Origin of the sequence: Ochrobactrum sp. SFR4 (assembly GCF_019730395.1) — a bacterium.
GTDB lineage: Bacteria > Pseudomonadota > Alphaproteobacteria > Rhizobiales > Rhizobiaceae > Pseudochrobactrum.
The window spans coordinates 1-16,444 of the sequence record NZ_JAAPBB010000022.1; the positions used below are offsets into that span (position 1 = coordinate 1).

22 protein-coding genes are annotated in these 16,444 nt (G+C 45.0%); 3 read left to right on the forward strand and 19 right to left on the reverse strand.

Features of this window, described 5'->3' with window-relative positions:
• Positions 1 to 188 precede the first annotated feature (188 nt).
• From rfbD to HBA93_RS16530, 7 genes are all read right to left on the reverse strand, one after another.
• Positions 189 to 1,064 carry a dTDP-4-dehydrorhamnose reductase gene (rfbD, locus tag HBA93_RS16500; protein WP_221723987.1) on the reverse strand — a complete coding sequence of 292 codons (876 nt, stop codon included), beginning with the start codon at positions 1,062 to 1,064 and terminating at the stop codon, positions 189 to 191.
• 7 nt (positions 1,065 to 1,071) lie between these two features.
• The gene (gene rfbB / locus HBA93_RS16505) at positions 1,072 to 2,127 is read right to left on the reverse strand and encodes a dTDP-glucose 4,6-dehydratase (protein ID WP_221723988.1); all 1,056 of its coding nucleotides are present in this window, start codon (positions 2,125 to 2,127) and stop codon (positions 1,072 to 1,074) included.
• A gap of 25 nt (positions 2,128 to 2,152) precedes the next feature.
• Positions 2,153 to 2,704: a dTDP-4-dehydrorhamnose 3,5-epimerase gene (gene rfbC / locus HBA93_RS16510; protein ID WP_221723989.1), complete on the reverse strand. Its 552-nt coding sequence runs from the start codon at positions 2,702 to 2,704 to the stop codon at positions 2,153 to 2,155.
• Positions 2,704 to 3,582, reverse strand: a complete 879-nt coding sequence (gene rfbA / locus HBA93_RS16515; RefSeq protein ID WP_221723990.1) for a glucose-1-phosphate thymidylyltransferase RfbA — start codon at positions 3,580 to 3,582, stop codon at positions 2,704 to 2,706. Before rfbA ends, rfbC begins: the two co-directional genes overlap by 1 nt.
• A gap of 28 nt (positions 3,583 to 3,610) precedes the next feature.
• Positions 3,611 to 4,540 (reverse strand): glycosyltransferase, encoded by a 930-nt coding sequence (locus HBA93_RS16520; RefSeq protein ID WP_221723991.1) that lies wholly within the window; start codon positions 4,538 to 4,540, stop codon positions 3,611 to 3,613.
• 46 nt (positions 4,541 to 4,586) lie between these two features.
• The gene (locus HBA93_RS16525; protein ID WP_286201998.1) at positions 4,587 to 5,240 is read right to left on the reverse strand and encodes an ABC transporter ATP-binding protein; all 654 of its coding nucleotides are present in this window, start codon (positions 5,238 to 5,240) and stop codon (positions 4,587 to 4,589) included.
• A gap of 61 nt (positions 5,241 to 5,301) precedes the next feature.
• Positions 5,302 to 6,099, reverse strand: a complete 798-nt coding sequence (locus HBA93_RS16530) for an ABC transporter permease (protein WP_221723993.1) — start codon at positions 6,097 to 6,099, stop codon at positions 5,302 to 5,304.
• A 176-nt stretch (positions 6,100 to 6,275) separates the two neighbouring features.
• Between HBA93_RS16530 and HBA93_RS24240 the strand changes: the two genes are divergently transcribed.
• Positions 6,276 to 6,863: a glycosyltransferase gene (locus tag HBA93_RS24240; RefSeq protein ID WP_286201999.1), complete on the forward strand. Its 588-nt coding sequence runs from the start codon at positions 6,276 to 6,278 to the stop codon at positions 6,861 to 6,863.
• Between the two features lie 57 nt (positions 6,864 to 6,920).
• The gene (locus HBA93_RS24245; protein ID WP_286202000.1) at positions 6,921 to 7,196 is read left to right on the forward strand and encodes a glycosyltransferase family protein; all 276 of its coding nucleotides are present in this window, start codon (positions 6,921 to 6,923) and stop codon (positions 7,194 to 7,196) included.
• Between the two features lie 25 nt (positions 7,197 to 7,221).
• On the opposite strand, the gene HBA93_RS16540 is transcribed toward HBA93_RS24245, so the two are convergent.
• From HBA93_RS16540 to HBA93_RS16595, 12 genes are all read right to left on the reverse strand, one after another.
• Positions 7,222 to 7,497 carry a hypothetical protein gene (locus HBA93_RS16540; RefSeq protein ID WP_022711843.1) on the reverse strand — a complete coding sequence of 92 codons (276 nt, stop codon included), beginning with the start codon at positions 7,495 to 7,497 and terminating at the stop codon, positions 7,222 to 7,224.
• 102 nt (positions 7,498 to 7,599) lie between these two features.
• Positions 7,600 to 7,866 carry a hypothetical protein gene (locus HBA93_RS16545; RefSeq protein WP_221723994.1) on the reverse strand — a complete coding sequence of 89 codons (267 nt, stop codon included), beginning with the start codon at positions 7,864 to 7,866 and terminating at the stop codon, positions 7,600 to 7,602.
• A complete protein-coding gene (locus HBA93_RS16550; protein ID WP_221723995.1) occupies positions 7,866 to 8,663 on the reverse strand; it encodes a lysozyme family protein in 798 nt (265 codons plus the stop codon). The genes HBA93_RS16545 and HBA93_RS16550 overlap by 1 nt, the downstream gene beginning before the upstream one ends.
• Positions 8,664 to 8,712: 49 nt before the next feature.
• The gene (locus tag HBA93_RS16555; RefSeq protein WP_221723996.1) at positions 8,713 to 9,096 is read right to left on the reverse strand and encodes a hypothetical protein; all 384 of its coding nucleotides are present in this window, start codon (positions 9,094 to 9,096) and stop codon (positions 8,713 to 8,715) included.
• Between the two features lies 1 nt (position 9,097).
• Positions 9,098 to 10,402 carry a hypothetical protein gene (locus tag HBA93_RS16560; RefSeq protein ID WP_221723997.1) on the reverse strand — a complete coding sequence of 435 codons (1,305 nt, stop codon included), beginning with the start codon at positions 10,400 to 10,402 and terminating at the stop codon, positions 9,098 to 9,100.
• A gap of 68 nt (positions 10,403 to 10,470) precedes the next feature.
• A complete protein-coding gene (locus HBA93_RS16565) occupies positions 10,471 to 10,803 on the reverse strand; it encodes a hypothetical protein (protein ID WP_221723998.1) in 333 nt (110 codons plus the stop codon).
• Positions 10,800 to 11,192 carry a hypothetical protein gene (locus HBA93_RS16570; protein ID WP_221723999.1) on the reverse strand — a complete coding sequence of 131 codons (393 nt, stop codon included), beginning with the start codon at positions 11,190 to 11,192 and terminating at the stop codon, positions 10,800 to 10,802. The genes HBA93_RS16565 and HBA93_RS16570 overlap by 4 nt, the downstream gene beginning before the upstream one ends.
• Positions 11,192 to 11,620: a hypothetical protein gene (locus HBA93_RS16575; protein ID WP_221724000.1), complete on the reverse strand. Its 429-nt coding sequence runs from the start codon at positions 11,618 to 11,620 to the stop codon at positions 11,192 to 11,194. The genes HBA93_RS16570 and HBA93_RS16575 overlap by 1 nt, the downstream gene beginning before the upstream one ends.
• Positions 11,620 to 12,015 carry a hypothetical protein gene (locus HBA93_RS16580; RefSeq protein WP_221724001.1) on the reverse strand — a complete coding sequence of 132 codons (396 nt, stop codon included), beginning with the start codon at positions 12,013 to 12,015 and terminating at the stop codon, positions 11,620 to 11,622. Before HBA93_RS16580 ends, HBA93_RS16575 begins: the two co-directional genes overlap by 1 nt.
• A gap of 2 nt (positions 12,016 to 12,017) precedes the next feature.
• Complete coding sequence (locus HBA93_RS16585; protein WP_221724002.1) at positions 12,018 to 12,416, reverse strand: hypothetical protein; 399 nt, start codon at positions 12,414 to 12,416, stop codon at positions 12,018 to 12,020.
• Positions 12,409 to 15,069 carry a phage tail protein gene (locus tag HBA93_RS16590; RefSeq protein WP_221724003.1) on the reverse strand — a complete coding sequence of 887 codons (2,661 nt, stop codon included), beginning with the start codon at positions 15,067 to 15,069 and terminating at the stop codon, positions 12,409 to 12,411. Before HBA93_RS16590 ends, HBA93_RS16585 begins: the two co-directional genes overlap by 8 nt.
• The gene (locus HBA93_RS16595) at positions 15,069 to 15,488 is read right to left on the reverse strand and encodes a DUF6950 family protein (RefSeq protein ID WP_221724004.1); all 420 of its coding nucleotides are present in this window, start codon (positions 15,486 to 15,488) and stop codon (positions 15,069 to 15,071) included. The genes HBA93_RS16590 and HBA93_RS16595 overlap by 1 nt, the downstream gene beginning before the upstream one ends.
• 32 nt (positions 15,489 to 15,520) lie before the next feature.
• On the opposite strand from HBA93_RS16595, the gene HBA93_RS16600 reads away from it, so the two are divergent.
• Complete coding sequence (locus HBA93_RS16600) at positions 15,521 to 16,438, forward strand: hypothetical protein (RefSeq protein WP_221724005.1); 918 nt, start codon at positions 15,521 to 15,523, stop codon at positions 16,436 to 16,438.
• Positions 16,439 to 16,444 lie beyond the last annotated feature (6 nt).

Genomic DNA, 16,444 nt, shown 5'->3' on the forward strand with positions numbered 1-16,444 from the left:
TCACGTGAAAATGACGAATATCACGTAATGAGCGCTCCACTTCCAAACCGATTTCAGTTCCAGCTGGAAAAACTAAAATTCTTTTTGCTTTATCACTCATAATACAATTACTGCCACATCGAGAATTTGAACATCAACCATGAATATTATCACTTTGCACGCAAAGAAAATATAAATGTTATAAATTATTAAAGATCATATACATTTAAAACTTCCTTCAGAGATACCCTCCAATTTGGAATAGTATATTTGAATTCATTTTCAAATTTATCAGTAGATATTTTAGAGTTCTTTGGCCTGCACGCCTTTGAATGATAATCAGACGTCATTATATCAATAACATTTACAGACGAATTTCTCAGTTTAGATGAATGCTTAAAAATTTCTCTTGCAAAATCAGCCCAATTAGTAACGCCAGCTCCTGAAAAATTATAAATCCCCCAACTATTGAATGCAGCATCTCTAGAAATACACTCAACAACATGTTTGATCGCAGTCGCCAACTCTATAGCGGATGTAGGTGCGCCCCATTGATCGGAAACTACAGAAATCTCCTTATGTGTCCCTGCTAGCCGTAACATCGTTTTTAAAAAGTTTATTCCATAGGGACTATAGACCCAAGACGTCCTAATAATAATATGTTTTGGATTAGCTGCTGCGACCAACTGCTCACCCTTTAACTTGCTAGAACCATAAATATTTTTAGGGTTAGTTAAATCCACTTCTAAATAGGGGCTGGATTTACTACCATCAAAAACATAATCAGTAGATATATGGATTATAGGTACATTTAGTTTAGCTGCAGCGTCTGAAACAGCTTCCGCCCCAGTAGCATTAATTAAGTAAGCTAGGTCTGGTTCATCTTCAGCTTTATCGACAGCGGTATAAGCCGCCGCCGATATAACAAAATCTGGTTGAACTGCAGCTAAAGCCGAAAAAATAGTCTCAGGCATAGCCAAATCCAATTCTGGCCTACCTAAAGCTATAATCTCAAAACCCTCGTCGGCCCTTGCAAGCAGACTCTGTACAACTTGGCCATTTTTACCAGTAACTGCAATTCTCATAACAAAATCACGCCTGCCCTAAACGTTCACCAGTGTATGTTTTTTCTCGAATTGGTCGCCACCACCACTCATTATTCAAATACCAATTTATTGTTTTTTCTAGTCCCTGCTCAAAAGTAACAGTTGGCTTCCAACCAAGATCAGATGTTATTTTACTAGCATCAATAGCATAGCGACGATCATGACCGGGGCGATCTGTAACAAAGGCAATCAAATCGCGATAACTTTTTTTGTTACCTCTTGGGCGTTGCTTGTCTAAAATATCACAAATAGCCTCAACCACAGAGAGATTGGTTCGCTCTTCACTGCCACCAATATTATAACTCTCCCCAACATTTCCCTGCATTACAACCAACTCAAGAGCTTTGGCATGATCTTCAACAAACAACCAGTCTCTTACGTTATTGCCCTTACCATATATTGGTAATTCCTTCTCATGAAGTGCATTTAGAATAACCAAAGGGATGAGCTTTTCAGGAAAATGAAATGGTCCATAATTATTTGAGCAATTGGAGAGTACAACAGGCAAACCATAAGTCTCATACCAAGCACGTACAAAATGATCCGAAGCGGCTTTTGATGCAGAATATGGTGATGACGGCGCATATGGCGTCGTCTCTGTAAACATGCCTTCATCAAACGGCAAATCTCCAAAGACTTCATCAGTCGAAATATGATGAAAACGAAAACTCGCTTTCTTGTCAGCGGGCAGCTCGCGCCAGTAGGATAATGCAGCACTCAGCATGCGAAATGTCCCTACAACATTTGTCTCAACAAAAGCTGCAGGCCCATCAATTGATCTATCTACATGGCTTTCGGCAGCCAAATGCATAACTTTGTCAATATTTTCATCTTTTAATATCGACAGTATTTTTTGCTCATCACAAATATCTACACAGTAATGCTTATAATTAGGAGCATTCTCGATACTTTTCAGTGATTGCAAATTACCCGCATAGGTCAGTTTATCGATATTTATCACTGTGTTTTCTGGATTTTGCACCATCAAACGGCAAACAGCAGAACCAATAAAGCCTGCGCCACCAGTAACTAATATATTCATCAATATTAGGCTCCGCCAATAATATTTATTCAAAAACCTGAGCTGCACTCAGATAAGGTGCTACAGAGTCTTTATCCGAAAGTTGATATTCAACGTCTAACTCTGGCCATTCCACAGCCAGATTCGTGTCATCATAACGAATATTACGATCACATTCAGTAGAGTAATACCCACTGACTTTATAAGAGACAATTGTATGCTCTTCGAGCGTCAAAAAGCCATGGGCGAAGCCTTTTGGCACCAAAATTTGATTGCCACGTTCCGCTGTCACTTCCAATGAAACCCATTTGCCAAAAGTGCTTGAACCACGGCGAATATCAACAGCAACATCGTAAATTCGCCCCTGCAATACACGCACAAGCTTGTCTTGGGCGTGAGGTTCAAGCTGATAATGCAATCCCCTCAGTACTCCCTTCTTAGCGGAATATGATTGATTGTCCTGAACGAACTCCATAGAAATTCCATGAGCCTGAAACTTATTCTTATTATAAGTCTCTGTGAAATACCCACGATCATCACCAAAACGTGCAGGAATAATCTCCAATACACCGAGACCTAATTCATTCACTTCCAACATCAATGCGCTCCTTGTACAACACGGCGCTTGAGATAGTCTGCATATTCAGTTTTTCCAAGCTTAGCAGCACGCTCCAAAACTTTTTCCGCTTTCAACCACCCCATCTCAAAACCGATTTCCTCAGGGCAGGCAATCTTCATACCCTGCCTATGCTCAATGGTTCGCACAAAGGATGAAGCTTCATGAAGGCTAGCGTGTGTACCCGTATCAAGCCATGCATAACCACGACCTAAACGTTGAACGCGCAACTGCCCACGTTCCATATAAATATTATTTACGGTGGTGATTTCTAACTCACCACGTGCAGATGGCTTGATACTCGCAGCAATATCTACGATATCATTATCGTAAAAATAAAGTCCTGTTACAGCCCAATTAGACTTCGGCGAAGCTGGCTTCTCTTCGATCGAGTGAGCAACACCTGTTAGTGCATCAAATGCTACAACACCATAACGTTCTGGGTCATCAACATGATATGCAAAAACTGTTGCTCCAGCTTCTTGACTAATAGCCTCTTTACAAATCTGAGGTAGATCAACACCATAATAAATATTATCACCAAGGATCATTGCAACTGGATCAGTGCCAATAAACTCGCGACCGATAATGAAGGCTTCTGCCAAACCATTTGGCTCTGGTTGCTCCGCATAGGATAATTCTATACCAAAATCAGATCCGTTTCCGAGCAGCTCTTTAAAAGCCGGCAAATCGCGCGGAGTAGAGATAATTAAAATCTCCCTGATACCTGCCAACATAAGTGTGCTTAGCGGATAATAAATCATCGGCTTATCATAAACAGGCAGTATTTGCTTCGAAACAGCCAAAGTGAGAGGATATAAGCGAGTACCGCTACCTCCAGCCAGAATTATTCCCTTCAAACTACTCTCCTTACACCAGTTATGGCGCTTACAACTTACCCATTAATGCCGATACATATAGACCAATATTAGGAATATATGTTTGACGTTTTATGTCATTCTTAAACAGAAATAATAGGCGATTTACGACATTGCCTTTACGTGCGATCTTAAACTTGTTGATTAAATCAACATTATTCACAAGCAATAGGTCCTGGCATTTTTCCAAGGCAGACAGATTAACATCAATCCATTCTGAATAATCACCCGAAAACAATGCAACAATTCTACGTAACATGGCCCGAATGCCGTTGTTACGACCAAAAATATTATTTCCATGTTGCCGGTAATCAATTTGTGGAACACTGTCATAAATTACATGTCCACCAGCTCCCATAACAATTTGATAACACCACCAATCATGACTAAAAAAGCTCGTGCGCTTAGCACTTTCACGCAACAATTTAAATGCTGCAAAATTAAGTACAATCGTGTTACCACCAGCTAAACTTTGAACTAACGCATTTTCAAAGGTTGGCTTCTTAGGAAAAAATGGGGAAAAGCCTATCTCTCGCCCTTCAGCATCAATCAATCGAGAACGACTGCAATACATAGCGTGCGCATTAACATCTAAAGATGCGAGCTTTTTAAATGCATTATCCAACTTATCGGCACGCCAAATATCATCCTGATCGCAAAAGGCAACGAATGTATCGCTCACCTCTAAGGAGTTTATAAGAAAGCGAAAATTCTCACAAAACCCTTTTTGTGGCCCCGTAAGTACAGTAAAATACCCTTTACTCCATCTCCCACGCCATTCATCGAGAATAATTAATGTATCATCAGTGGAGCCATCATCACTCACCAAAATATTAATATTATCGACAATTTGATTATTGAGCGAATTTAGCTGCTCATCTAAAAATTCTTCACCATTATAGGTAGCTAACAATATTGTTATTTCAGGTTTATTAAGCATAGAAATACCTAATCATAAGCGAAGTTCATTTTAACACGATAAACAATCAAAGATATTTATCCTCAACCAGCCTACCATGCTCAAATTGCAGCGTTCGATTACAATAAAGATTAATCATTTCAGTGGAATGTGAAGCTAATACAAAAATGCGTGCCGATTTAATTACATTTTCCATTCGCGCCTTGGCTTTTTCTTGAAATGACGCATCCCCCGCACCCAGCACTTCATCAATTAACAAGATTTCAGGTTGAATAGCAGTTGAAATTGCAAATGTCAGGCGCGTCAACATACCAGCCGAATATGTATGTACTGGTGCCGCCAAAAAATTTCCAAGTTCAGTAAACTCTTCAATATCCGGAATGAAGCTTCGTGCCCGTGATTTGGTTGCCCCGAGAAACATCCCCATGCGAATTATGTTTTCATAGCCAGACAACTCAGCATCCAACCCTGCGCCCAGCTCGAAAATAGTTGAAATACGCCCCTCAACACGGACACTTCCAGCCGTCGGCGCATAAATTCCGCCTAATGTGCGCAGCAGAGTCGACTTTCCTGCACCATTATGGCCGATCAATCCAACGCGATCGCCATCGTTCAATGTAAAGCTAATATCATCTAAAGCTTTAACCGTGACAATATTACTAGTACCACGCGAAATAATCCCACCTGTGCCTGCTGCAACAATCGTATTGCGCAATGACATACTGTTTCCCTGATATAAGGGATATTCAACGGTTGCGTTTCGAACTTCAATTATAGCCATTTTAATGAACCCAGTATGCCAAACGATGGCGTTTTGATACAGTCATGGCGAGAGCAGCAACCCACCCCACTACTGTCATTGCTAGCACAACACTCCACGTAAACAGTGAAGGAACCACTCCCAATAACGGGTCTCGTATTAAAGACAGCAAATATGTAAAAGGATTAAAATCAGTAATAAATGCTTTCGCACCAAGTTGACTTGGACGAAACAAAACAGGCGTTATAAAGAATAATGGCTGCATAATAGCCGCTAAGAGTGGCGCAAGATCACGATACCGTGCTCCGATATACCCAATCAATTGAATAACCCACAGCATATTCAGGCATACTAATATAAATCCAGGAATAAATAGCAACGCAGCCCAAGATAAATGCTCTGGATAAATCATCATTACTAAAATGACGACTATAAAGTTGTGACCAAAATTTATAACCTGTCGAAAAAGTAGCAAAATGGAAACTAATAGAGATGAAACGGGGACGTTTAGAATTAATCCTCGGCTTCCATAAAACACAGCCGCAGCCTCAACTACGCTGCCGCTCAGAAACATCCAAGTCACCAAACCAATACTCAATGACGGAATAAAGGTCGCTCGATCCACCTCGAACAATGCGCTCCACACAAATCCCAAGCCGCCAACGCCAATTAATGTACCAATAACAAGCCATAACGGACCAAGAACGGATCTGCGATATCGTGCTTGCGTATCACTCCAAGCCAAGTGCAAAGCGAAATTCATTCGCGTGGCAGCACCCGACAACTCATTCTTCAACAATGCTATTTTCTTATTATGCAATTGACTTCAACCCTAAGCATACTGGAATTGGCTTTGATGATATTAGCACCTAGATATCACGCTATTAGCAAATCAGACTTGAGAATGATACTCTGAAAGCACCCCTCAGCACATCATCATTTACAACTATCTATGCTATGAGTTGAACACCATGGGAATCACAAGCAAGGCGCAGAATGACAATAGAGGCAGACAAGAAAACAGACCTAATAGCTGCAATTATCGTAACTTATAATCCTGACTTTAAAGCACTGGCCCAGCTTCTAGATGCTATTTTGCCTCAAGTACATAAGACCATTATCGTCGATAACGGTTCACAAAATGATGTGTGTAGCTTTATTAAAAACCTCACAAATAAAATCATATTTGAACCATTAGAGCAAAATCTTGGCATTGCGAAAGCACATAATGTTGGCATCGAAATTGCCCGAAATAACAACAGTAATTATGTGCTATTATTTGATCAAGATAGCCTTCCACATTCAGATATGGTTAAGAAGCTGCACTCAGCAGCCGTAGAAAAACGCAAAGCTGGAATAAAAATCGCTTGCCTTGGTGTTCGATATGAAGATCCGCGTCAAAAGAACCCTCCACCATTTATCAAGGTAGAAGGTCTCAAACTAACCAGACATCAATGCAATTGTGAGAGTGAGATTGTTGAGGTCGACTATCTAATATCATCGGGCTCTCTTATTCCAATCGAAACAATCGATAATGTTGGTGGGATGCGTGAGGAGCTCTTTATTGACTACGTAGACATTTAGTGGGGACTAAGAGCACAAAAGCTTGGATATCAATCTTTTGGTGTATGCTCTGCTTACATGCAGCATGATCTTGGAGACAATCCAATTATATTTTTTGGACGAAAAATTCCAGTCCACTCACCATTGCGCCACTATTATCATTTCAGAAATGCAGTTTGGCTTTACAAACAAAACTGGCTAAAAACTAACTGGAAAATAGTTGATGGAATAAAGCTTATAAGAAAGTTTGTTTTTTATAGTTTATTTACTCAGAACCGAGTGGATCATATTCGGATGATGTTAAAAGGCATTTGGCACGGATTAACAAACAAAATGGGGGCTATGAAACCATAACCCCCATACTTTGCGGTAGTGAAAATCAACGTGTTTGAAACACTTTATCCAATCTATCATTCATGCGGTCTATTTTTGCGTCAAGTCCATCAATAGCCCGCATCATTCGTTCTGTCTGTTCATTCATACCAGGTCTTGTGACATAATTTTCTGCAACATGAAGTTGATATGCAGCATGTTGTCGCTCATGATAAGCTCGATTAGCATTAATTTGTTGCTGTAAACGATACCATACACCAACTACAGAGCCACCTATTACTAGTAATGAAGATATCTGTGTCCATTCGATAGCACCATTCATAACCAACACCCTTGCCGTTTTCCATTTTGGTCATTACCTTCCACCCGTTCTGCTGCTTGCCGGTCAGCTTTGGTCAATGCCACCAGCCCAGCAGCTGAAAGATCATTCTGGCGCCAACCCGCGCAGCTGCTCACAGTCTGCGGACTGCACCCCGCGACGGCGAAGAGACTGAACACAGAAATCATAGTCCGAAAGATTGCGTGTTTTCGCATCATCCTTCACCCTCTCCCGCTCTATACGGATATCACTCTGCAGCTGCAGTATTGCGCCGCGTTGCCGCTCTTTGTATTTACCCAGCTGAACAGCACCCGTGAGCGCAGCAGCACCCACGGCCAGCACAGCCATAATGATTTGGAGCCGACCCAGCATCAGAGCGCCTCAAACAGTTTTTCGACTTTGGATTTCACAGACGGCATTGAGTAAATCGCGTAAACCGCGATACCGCTCACCACAACCACGGAAGCCAGCTGCACCCGCCAATCCAGCAAACCAACAGCCGGAAGTGCCGCAGCTGTCAGCCATGTCCAAAAGCGTTTTGAGTGAGAAACCGGCTTCGCCTTCTCAGGCTCAGGTGGTTGCGTTTCCGTTTCCGGATTTTCAGGAACCGGCAGTGGCAAGCCGTTGCCTGCAGCTTTTGCCTTATGCAACACCGCCTCAATGGCTTCCGGTGCTACCAAAGCCTTATTGAGGGCATCACCATCATAATATGACTGGCCGCGCTTAAGCTGCTGATGCTGCCCCTTGGTTGCGACAAGCACCGGAAACGAAGCCCATTCCATAGCCAACCGCTTGGCAAACTCAGTCATGGAGATTGTACCGGCCATAAACTCTTCATAGCCACGGCGCTTAAGCAGGTGATAGCCGAGGCGGTCTTGTAAATCCGGATCAAAAATCTGTCGCCCATTCAGGCGCAGCTCACGCGACAAATCCTGCAGGGTCTTGCGCATGAACTGATACCCACCGGAGGCGGATGATTTGAACCGCTTGGTAAAGCTGGCCTGCGCATCAACCAGCTCCCCTATTGTCATATAGGTTATCGGCTTCGGCAGTTTATCCTGATTGTGACCATAGATAACATCATAAGACGCGCGATCAGTCCGCCCCACTTCAGTCTTACGAATGAAGTCAAGCAGGATCGCCGCGCCAGCTGGCACGGTTTTATCCATTTGAATTTTCCTGTGAAATTTACTGTTAAAGCAGAATAAAAATTAAAGGTTAGGCCAGCAGCTCTGCTGCCCGCTCAACGCCAAATAAGTCAGATGCCACCTGTTGTAAGAGCGGCCAAAGCTCATGATCTGACCGGAAGGTGTTGGCAGTGAGAAATATCTGACGGGCGCGAACCGGTTGCGCTGCCATTGCATCATTCACCTGAATGGCTTCAGCATCTGTCATACGTTCCCATAGAGTGACAGCAGGAATGATAATTACAGGTTCCGCTTCTGGCTCCGGCACGTAAGGCTCAATGAGATTTCCTACTGCCTCCCATTCAGCAATCATGGCGCGATGACGATTCCCTATATCATCCGGAACAGTCATTTTCTGCCCGTCGATAACGGCAATGATCGAGCCGATTTCCGTATATTTTGCGTTTTCGATCATTTCAAAAATCCGAGTCCAAGCGCAATTGAAATCTGAACCAATTTCCAGTATTGGCAGATAAAACGGCATCAAGTATTACCTTTGTGGTAGACGCACCAAATCCTCCAGCAGCTACAGTTACGGTATCTCCTGAAGACTGAGTTCTAAATGTATTTGGTGTCCCTTGACCATTAGAGAAGGAGATGGTCGGCACGGATCGCATTTCTACTAAGAAGCTCCAGCTGCCACCAACATACGCGCTACCCTGTTGACCCATAGATAATATTGTATTGGTATCATAAAAATACCTTAAGCATAACATCCTTTCTATTGTTACGCTTCTAACACAATGCACATAAGGGTCAGATGAAGTAGCATCGCCAGATACAACACTGACTCTCGTTGCAGTTGCAGGAACCACAACAGAAGTGTTTCCGCCTGCCACAGTAATTTTAATTGGAGAAGCATTTGTTTGGCCGCCGAAAGAACCATTGCCGCCGCCAGACCAAGTTAGAGTATATTCACCTGCTGGCAAAGCCTCTATGATTTGTTCAACACCATTCGCGTGACCTCTCCAACGATCAAAACCATACACACCATTTGCAGGCTTTTTCACACCACCACGCTCATTGATTGTGAAGTCAGGATTGATGATCCAGTTATAAGAAGCTTTGGCATGCAATGCTTTCTGGACTGCATCCGAAATCGGTAAGTCTGTTTTCTTTATTACCGCGCCGGTCGCATCAATTAACTGCTGATCTGTCCCATCTTTTGGCTTTTTTAGTACGCTGGAAATTGACATCAGCGTGATTGTACCGTTCGCCCCCATGATGACGAACTGATCATTGGCTTTCTCAAGCGCCGCAAGTTGCGAAAGGTTATTGTATTGATCATTTATACCAAGTTCTGACCGATCAATAAGGACATACTGTCCGGAGGCATCCCCAATAAGTAGTTTATCCTCTCCGACAGGAAGCAACGCGATATTTTCAAGCACATCGCTGGCAGGCTGCGCGTTCTGAATGCTGGCAATGATTTCAGCAAGGCGCTGATGATTGGCCAGATTGGTGGCCGCTGCCGCAGAAGGTAACCACATAGTATATTGCGCATCAGCCATGGTCGCGCCTGCCCATGGCATGCGCAACTCACCGGCATTATCGCTACTCAAAGAGGCCACAAAATCTACTGCACTCGCACCGGTGATTACCAGTAACGCTCCCTCACACCCACGAACCTGCCATGCAGTACCTGTACCCGTGAAAGCAGTCATCCCCGCAGTAACGGAGATCGTGCCTGTGCTGTAAAACTCAAAGCCATATGAGGCCATTGATTAATCTCCATGCGGAAATAGCCATCTCAAACGGACAGCGCTAAAAGCCAGATTGTTGTGAATGGTTAAGCCCGATAACGGGCAAGAATACCCTGTAAAGAAAAGTAATCCGGCGCTTTATCTATTTGCGCCTGCACAGCCTGCCGCTCAGTTTCGATGACTGCCAACGCTGTTTGCATATCATTATTACGTTCAATAATATCAGCCGCATCTGCATCACCGGATATCAGAGGTGAAGAAACACCATTCATATGCGCCAGCGCCGCTGAATATTTCACCGCATAAAGTGCTGCCTTGTTTCCCAGAGCATCTGAGATCCGCTGGGCAAACAGATTATCCAGCTCCTGCCTGCATTTTATGCGCTCATTGTTGATGTTTTTACCAAGTGTGATTTTCATCGCACAACCACCGTCTGATTAAATGGTAAGCACGGCCACGCATCAATCCGGATCTGATACTCACCAATATCACCAGACTCAAAGGTCAGTTTGTCACCTGTAACCTGATGCTCGACATCATCAATCACTACCAGTGATGTAGCGGGAAGACCGCCGATGATTATCTCATCGCCCGACTGTACTTCCGTGGCGTTGATTGTGATGTGTGGCCGGTCAGCTAATTCACCATTCAGGACATAGCAGCTAGCCACAACATCAGACGGCTGCTCCAGACCTTGGTAATCCAGCGTCAGATATCCCAAGTCCTGAAGGTGCTTCTCATAACCCTCATCCGAGTGAAATGAAGAGATAAAGTTTATCCGGCCGTCATCCTTATAAACGATAAGCATCAGGAAGCCTCATTTTGACATATGCAGTAAGTTGCGAATGGCCGTGCCGAGAGTGGGTTGTAGGCAAATATCTTCAATTCTGTCCTTGTAGTTCTCCACCATAGATCCGGAAACCGTAAATCCCGCTGTTGCTGAAGCCCCAAAAATGTCGTTAAAGATACTTCTCTGCGCCCGTCTGGATTGCTTGTTGCAGCCTGACAATATGCCAGTGGCGGCACATCAAAAACCCGCCCGAACGGGACAACCGCACTTACATATTGCCCCATGTAATATTCATTTGGATCAGTTTGAAACTGTACCGTTCCGGCTGTAAAAATATTCTGCATCGCGCCGGAAGGGGAGAAGTTTAAAGATGCTTCGCCGCCATCAACACCATGCCCCTGCTTGGCAATATAAATGCCGTCCTTCCCCAATCTTGCTCTGAGCATCACGGCCTCATTGTAAGAACCTGCGCTCCCCGCAGCGTGGTAGGTGTAGGAAAGTGTACTGTCAGGCTGTTACGGGTAACTTCATAAAAGAAATGATTTTGCAGCCTTGTACCCGCCGCCGGTGACCAGATAGCAGGAGCAGGATATGTCCTGTCCTCACCGGCAGAGGTTCTGGAATAAGCATAACACTGCGGTACAAAACCATAATCAATGAGCGGCACAGTCACCGTGGACACAGGCGAATTGAACGGAACATAAATACTCTGCAAAATCTGATTATAGAGCACCCGTTCATCTATCAGGAGCTGATCCGGCGTTGCAGTTCTCACATCAAATCCGGCGGCAGAAACACGAAACATGCCCTGCCCCAGATTGATGACACCTCTCTGAACCATCTCTACCCCGCCACTCTGAAAGCGATATAAGCAATATCTACCGGCAAGTTGAATGAGCCGGTAATGAGATACAGGCCATCCCTACCAACCGATAAATATGGATTATTAGAAGTCCAAGGAACGGAGCTGTACCAGAGATTGCTATCAACTGCCTTTGCCCGTGCGAAGGTTAGCGGGATATACCCCTGATCAATCCAGCTCACTATTTTAACGGGATTGCCGTGCTCCGTGACCCTGACAATACCGATTGCCCTCGGTGTCAGGCTGACAGGAAAGGTACTGTCAAAGACCACATCATTATACGGCAACCCCAGATCATTTGCATCGCGACCGGCTTTCACCATTCGCAGGCGTTTTATGCCGCCTATATCTTTAAGAAAACCACGAGGCATATCAGTCAAACCATTCCATTTGACCACGGCCAATATCAAATCGAAAACGATTATCAGGAGAACGTATAAGACCTGCGGTAATCTCTCCGATATTGGCAATAGCAAGCTTCAGCACACCGGCTTCATAGACAAATGGCAGATTGGCAGCATTACCGTCCCAGATGACAAACTGATTTGCCAAATTCAGGATCCGGCTCTTGATAACAGATCCATCACGATAAACCTGAATGATCATGCCCGATTGAATAAACTCATCATCTACAGTCGCACGGGCAAGAATGTTGATCTGTGACAATACACCTGCCGGAGGCGGAACAGCGGCTTTAAATGAGATCAGACCACCGGCAGAAACATTACCCACGCTGGCTTCGACACCAAGCATAGCTGCAGCCAATGCCGAAAGCCCTGTTTCATCATCATTCACTTGCGCGGATATCTGCTGCAATCCGGTTGCCAAGGCAGGCAATCCGGTTTCAGGATCCTCCATCTTGACCTGAAGCGCAGTTGTTATTTCTGCCAATGCTCCATCACCATCAGCTCGCAACCGTTTCTCCTCAACAATTTGAGCGAAAGCGGACTGAAACTGCTTGGTATATACTTGCCGGTCAACCGCGTTCATACCGGTGCCGGTTGCGGCATCTAATGAAACACGCTCCAGCAGATCGCGGTACATGCCCTGCAATGCAAGAGTGTCAGCAAGCACCTCTTTTGCATCTTCACCGATCTGCGCAAGCTCTGCCAGCACATCTGTATTAGGCTGGTCAGGCGTTTTCACAAATTTGGCGTCTGACCAAGGCACTTTTCGATATGGCTGGGTTATCAACCTTGTCTCAACCGCATAATCAGTGCCTGAAACAACGCTGTATGTGAGCGGGAATACCTCCACATCAACAGCTGCATTTTGATGGTTTACAGCTTCCGGCTGAAGTACCGGATAATACCGGAACTCAACACCGGTTACTGTAATATCTTCAATCTGGTTTCGCTGCGTACGAATTGCAGGATATCGTTTGTCGCCCACCACCACAACCAAGGGAGATAATGTCAGGTTCTCCACCTCGGACAAGTAATCCGGCGTCCCTACTGGTGCAGTAATAACCGGCACAGTTTCAAACTGCGTCTTGTCAAAAATGCCGTTACCAACCTCCTGCAAAGTCAAATGCACATTCCGTGCACCATTGGCACCGAGCGCTCCGAGCTGACGGGTAAGGATCTGGAATATAAACTCACCCTTATACTTTTTTGACACCCATTTGATCCAGCGTCCGGATCTGGCCGTTTCGAGAAAACGCGGACGCAGTACCAGTGCAGCATTACCCTGATACCGGCTGGCACGATAAGCAATATCCGCGAGACGGTCAGCAACCCGCACATCAGTAACAGCGGTGAATTGCAGTGAAACAGACAGGCGTTCACGATCTGCCGCAACGGCATCCTGCTCAATACGGGTCTGGGTCGGTGATGCCTGATAGAATTTTTCAGGATCCTGATATGTTGCAGAAACTGTGTTTGCCAGTTGGGTACGGGTACGTTTTCGTGAGAAACGAAAGCTCTCACCCCAGCAGATATCCTTATCGGTAAAAGTATCTATGACAGCCTGATTAGCCCCGACAATAGGGTACTGGCCTTCAGCATCCTCAACCCATGACGCTGCACATGCTTCAAGCAGCGGGCGCATATTCTGGTCATGGGTCACACCGGCACCGGAGGAGGCAATCACACCGGCGGTATATCGCCTGCCGCCATCAGGCATAACCTCATCACAGATATTGGCGGCAACTGTCCATTCAGAAATCTTTGAGTGCAAACGGGATGCGTGAGTACCTTTGCCCACGATCATCTCATTTCCAATGAACAGCCCACGCTCCAGATTATAAGCCATAACAATCGGGTTCTGCGTGAACACCCATGTACTCTGGTCGTTCCAGCGGCAGCTCCCCGATCCGCCAACGGTTGAGTCCAGCCGCCAGTCATAGAGGGGCGCACCTTCTACCTCAAAATAACCCTGCCACGGCTGCGGCATGTCTTCTCTGTCCAGCTGGTTTGTTGCCACAACGTAACCAAGACCGGCCAGACGATGATCAGCACTCCATCGGTGCCAAGGATTAGCACGGCGGATCAACCCCTCATCGGCAGGCTGATTGAGCAAACCAAAATGTGTTTTGATCCATAGCTGCGCATCACCAATGGAAGGAATACGAAAACCTGCCTCACCGGCCTGATTGCCTTCGGCATTCACCCACCGCCCATCAAACATGATGCGCCGCACCTTATTGATACGGAAGTGAGAGAGCAGATACACATCCTGCAAACGGCGGTTGCCCTTGCTGTACGCATTACGATAAACACGATGCCCAGCGGTTCCGACCGTACCGAGAATAATCGAGCGGGACAGATCCTCGCCATATGTTGTTTCAAGCTGCGAGGCTTGTGCCTTCTGTTTGCTGCCCATAACTTTTGCGGCAGCGTATTGCGCGACCAGACCGATACCAAGACGGGCAATACCTGCCAGAATACCTGTACCGGCAAGAAGCGAACTACCGCCAAACAGACTACCGATAATACCGGTGAATACAGCAGCGACCGGAGCCGCATAAGCAACATCAACAAGGGCAGTTGAAAGCAGCAAGGCTGAGGATAAAATGCGAGTGATTTTGAGCATCAGCGTTCACCAATAGCAAAAGCCCGCTTGATCTGTGTGAGCGGGAGGAACTGCAATCCACTTTCACCACGGACAGCAAAGCCGTATTCTGTGACGTAACCAGCTGTGATTACACCCTCTATTTCAACAATACCCACATCACCACGCATGGCTGAAAAACGACCGGTCTCAGGAAAACGTCTGGCCAGCACATCTTCCACCGTTGCGCACTTCCGGCGGCGCATTGCCCGCGCAGCGCCCTGCTCATCGGAATAAGTTCCGCGGATTTTTTCAGCAAAATCCTTGCCGGTAATAGCTTCAATCGCATCAGCAACCGTGAGCAAGCAATCGCTCTCACCCCAAACCATAGGCAAGCCAATATGTTTCTCGGTCACGCCCGTCAGACGGCGATCCCAATCCGTTAAACGAATGAGTGTCATTATCGAACCTTGGGAGGATGGACAGCAGATCCATGACTATGCATGGATGCTTTATTATAGGTGGGGGATTCTTGGTGCGTATTAGATCAACATTAATCGCAGTTGCTGCGATTTTGATTACATTGTTTAATTTCCAAGCTGTATCGGCTCAAAGCGATACCAGTCGTTCCGCAAACCATAACGGCGAGATACAGAATGACAGCGCTAACACCTATTCGATACCTGTTCGGATTATTACGACACCAGATGATCAAAAAAATGCCGATGATGCCCGGCAGCGTGAGCAACGGGAAGAGGATCGCAGCAAAGAAAACATCAGTATTCAGAAAGATTTGGCTCATTACAGCGCCCTCAATTACGATCTATCGTTCTGGTCAGTAGTGGGGTTAGCACTAACCGTAATATTCACGGCCGCCACTGCAGTGAGCGCTTGGTTATCTGTGCGTGAGGCTAAAAAAGCTACACAAGCGGCATGGGCTAGTGTCAAGCTCAGTGAAAATTATAACAAATCTCACCTAAGAGCTTATATTGTACCGTATTCAACTGTAGTTCTTAGTAATAGCCACGATAAAGCTTTAACTATTGTTGTGATTGTTAAAAATTGCGGTCAAACACCCTGCACAGTATACTCAGTTGATATGCAATCATATCAAACAATGCCTAATTTTACTCCACATGAAATTGGAGATTTTATTAGTCATGATTACAGCGCTATAGTAGGGGCACAGGGCGAGAAAAAAATTTATCTTAGTGAAGTGTTCGATGAAGCTGATTACGTTGAAAAATTCAATCGTAATAAAACATCTCTGCATGTATACATTAAAGTAAAATATAGAGATATTTTTGACACGTCGCATGAGACATCATTTTTCAGAACCCTCAATAGTGACACTGAAAAAATTACAGATGAGTTTACTCATAATTTAACTTACAATGACACCTTCACATAAATATTA

Bases quoted from the DNA above. Each gene is read 5' to 3' on its own strand.
- rfbD (WP_221723987.1), bottom strand. From the start codon at position 1,064: ATGAGAATTGCAGTTACTGGTAAAAATGGCCAAGTTGTACAGAGTCTG.
- rfbB (WP_221723988.1), bottom strand. From the start codon at position 2,127: ATGAATATATTAGTTACTGGTGGCGCAGGCTTTATTGGTTCTGCTGTT.
- rfbC (WP_221723989.1), bottom strand. From the start codon at position 2,704: ATGTTGGAAGTGAATGAATTAGGTCTCGGTGTATTGGAGATTATTCCT.
- HBA93_RS16520 (WP_221723991.1), bottom strand. From the start codon at position 4,540: ATGCTTAATAAACCTGAAATAACAATATTGTTAGCTACCTATAATGGT.
- HBA93_RS16525 (WP_286201998.1), bottom strand. From the start codon at position 5,240: ATGTCATTGCGCAATACGATTGTTGCAGCAGGCACAGGTGGGATTATT.
- HBA93_RS24240 (WP_286201999.1), top strand. From the start codon at position 6,276: ATGACAATAGAGGCAGACAAGAAAACAGACCTAATAGCTGCAATTATC.
- HBA93_RS24245 (WP_286202000.1), top strand. From the start codon at position 6,921: ATGCAGCATGATCTTGGAGACAATCCAATTATATTTTTTGGACGAAAA.
- HBA93_RS16540 (WP_022711843.1), bottom strand. From the start codon at position 7,497: ATGAATGGTGCTATCGAATGGACACAGATATCTTCATTACTAGTAATA.
- HBA93_RS16545 (WP_221723994.1), bottom strand. From the start codon at position 7,866: ATGCTGGGTCGGCTCCAAATCATTATGGCTGTGCTGGCCGTGGGTGCT.
- HBA93_RS16550 (WP_221723995.1), bottom strand. From the start codon at position 8,663: ATGGATAAAACCGTGCCAGCTGGCGCGGCGATCCTGCTTGACTTCATT.
- HBA93_RS16555 (WP_221723996.1), bottom strand. From the start codon at position 9,096: ATGATCGAAAACGCAAAATATACGGAAATCGGCTCGATCATTGCCGTT.
- HBA93_RS16560 (WP_221723997.1), bottom strand. From the start codon at position 10,402: ATGGCCTCATATGGCTTTGAGTTTTACAGCACAGGCACGATCTCCGTT.
- HBA93_RS16565 (WP_221723998.1), bottom strand. From the start codon at position 10,803: ATGAAAATCACACTTGGTAAAAACATCAACAATGAGCGCATAAAATGC.
- HBA93_RS16570 (WP_221723999.1), bottom strand. From the start codon at position 11,192: ATGCTTATCGTTTATAAGGATGACGGCCGGATAAACTTTATCTCTTCA.
- HBA93_RS16575 (WP_221724000.1), bottom strand. From the start codon at position 11,620: ATGCTCAGAGCAAGATTGGGGAAGGACGGCATTTATATTGCCAAGCAG.
- HBA93_RS16580 (WP_221724001.1), bottom strand. From the start codon at position 12,015: ATGGTTCAGAGAGGTGTCATCAATCTGGGGCAGGGCATGTTTCGTGTT.
- HBA93_RS16590 (WP_221724003.1), bottom strand. From the start codon at position 15,069: ATGCTCAAAATCACTCGCATTTTATCCTCAGCCTTGCTGCTTTCAACT.
- HBA93_RS16595 (WP_221724004.1), bottom strand. From the start codon at position 15,488: ATGACACTCATTCGTTTAACGGATTGGGATCGCCGTCTGACGGGCGTG.
- HBA93_RS16600 (WP_221724005.1), top strand. From the start codon at position 15,521: ATGACTATGCATGGATGCTTTATTATAGGTGGGGGATTCTTGGTGCGT.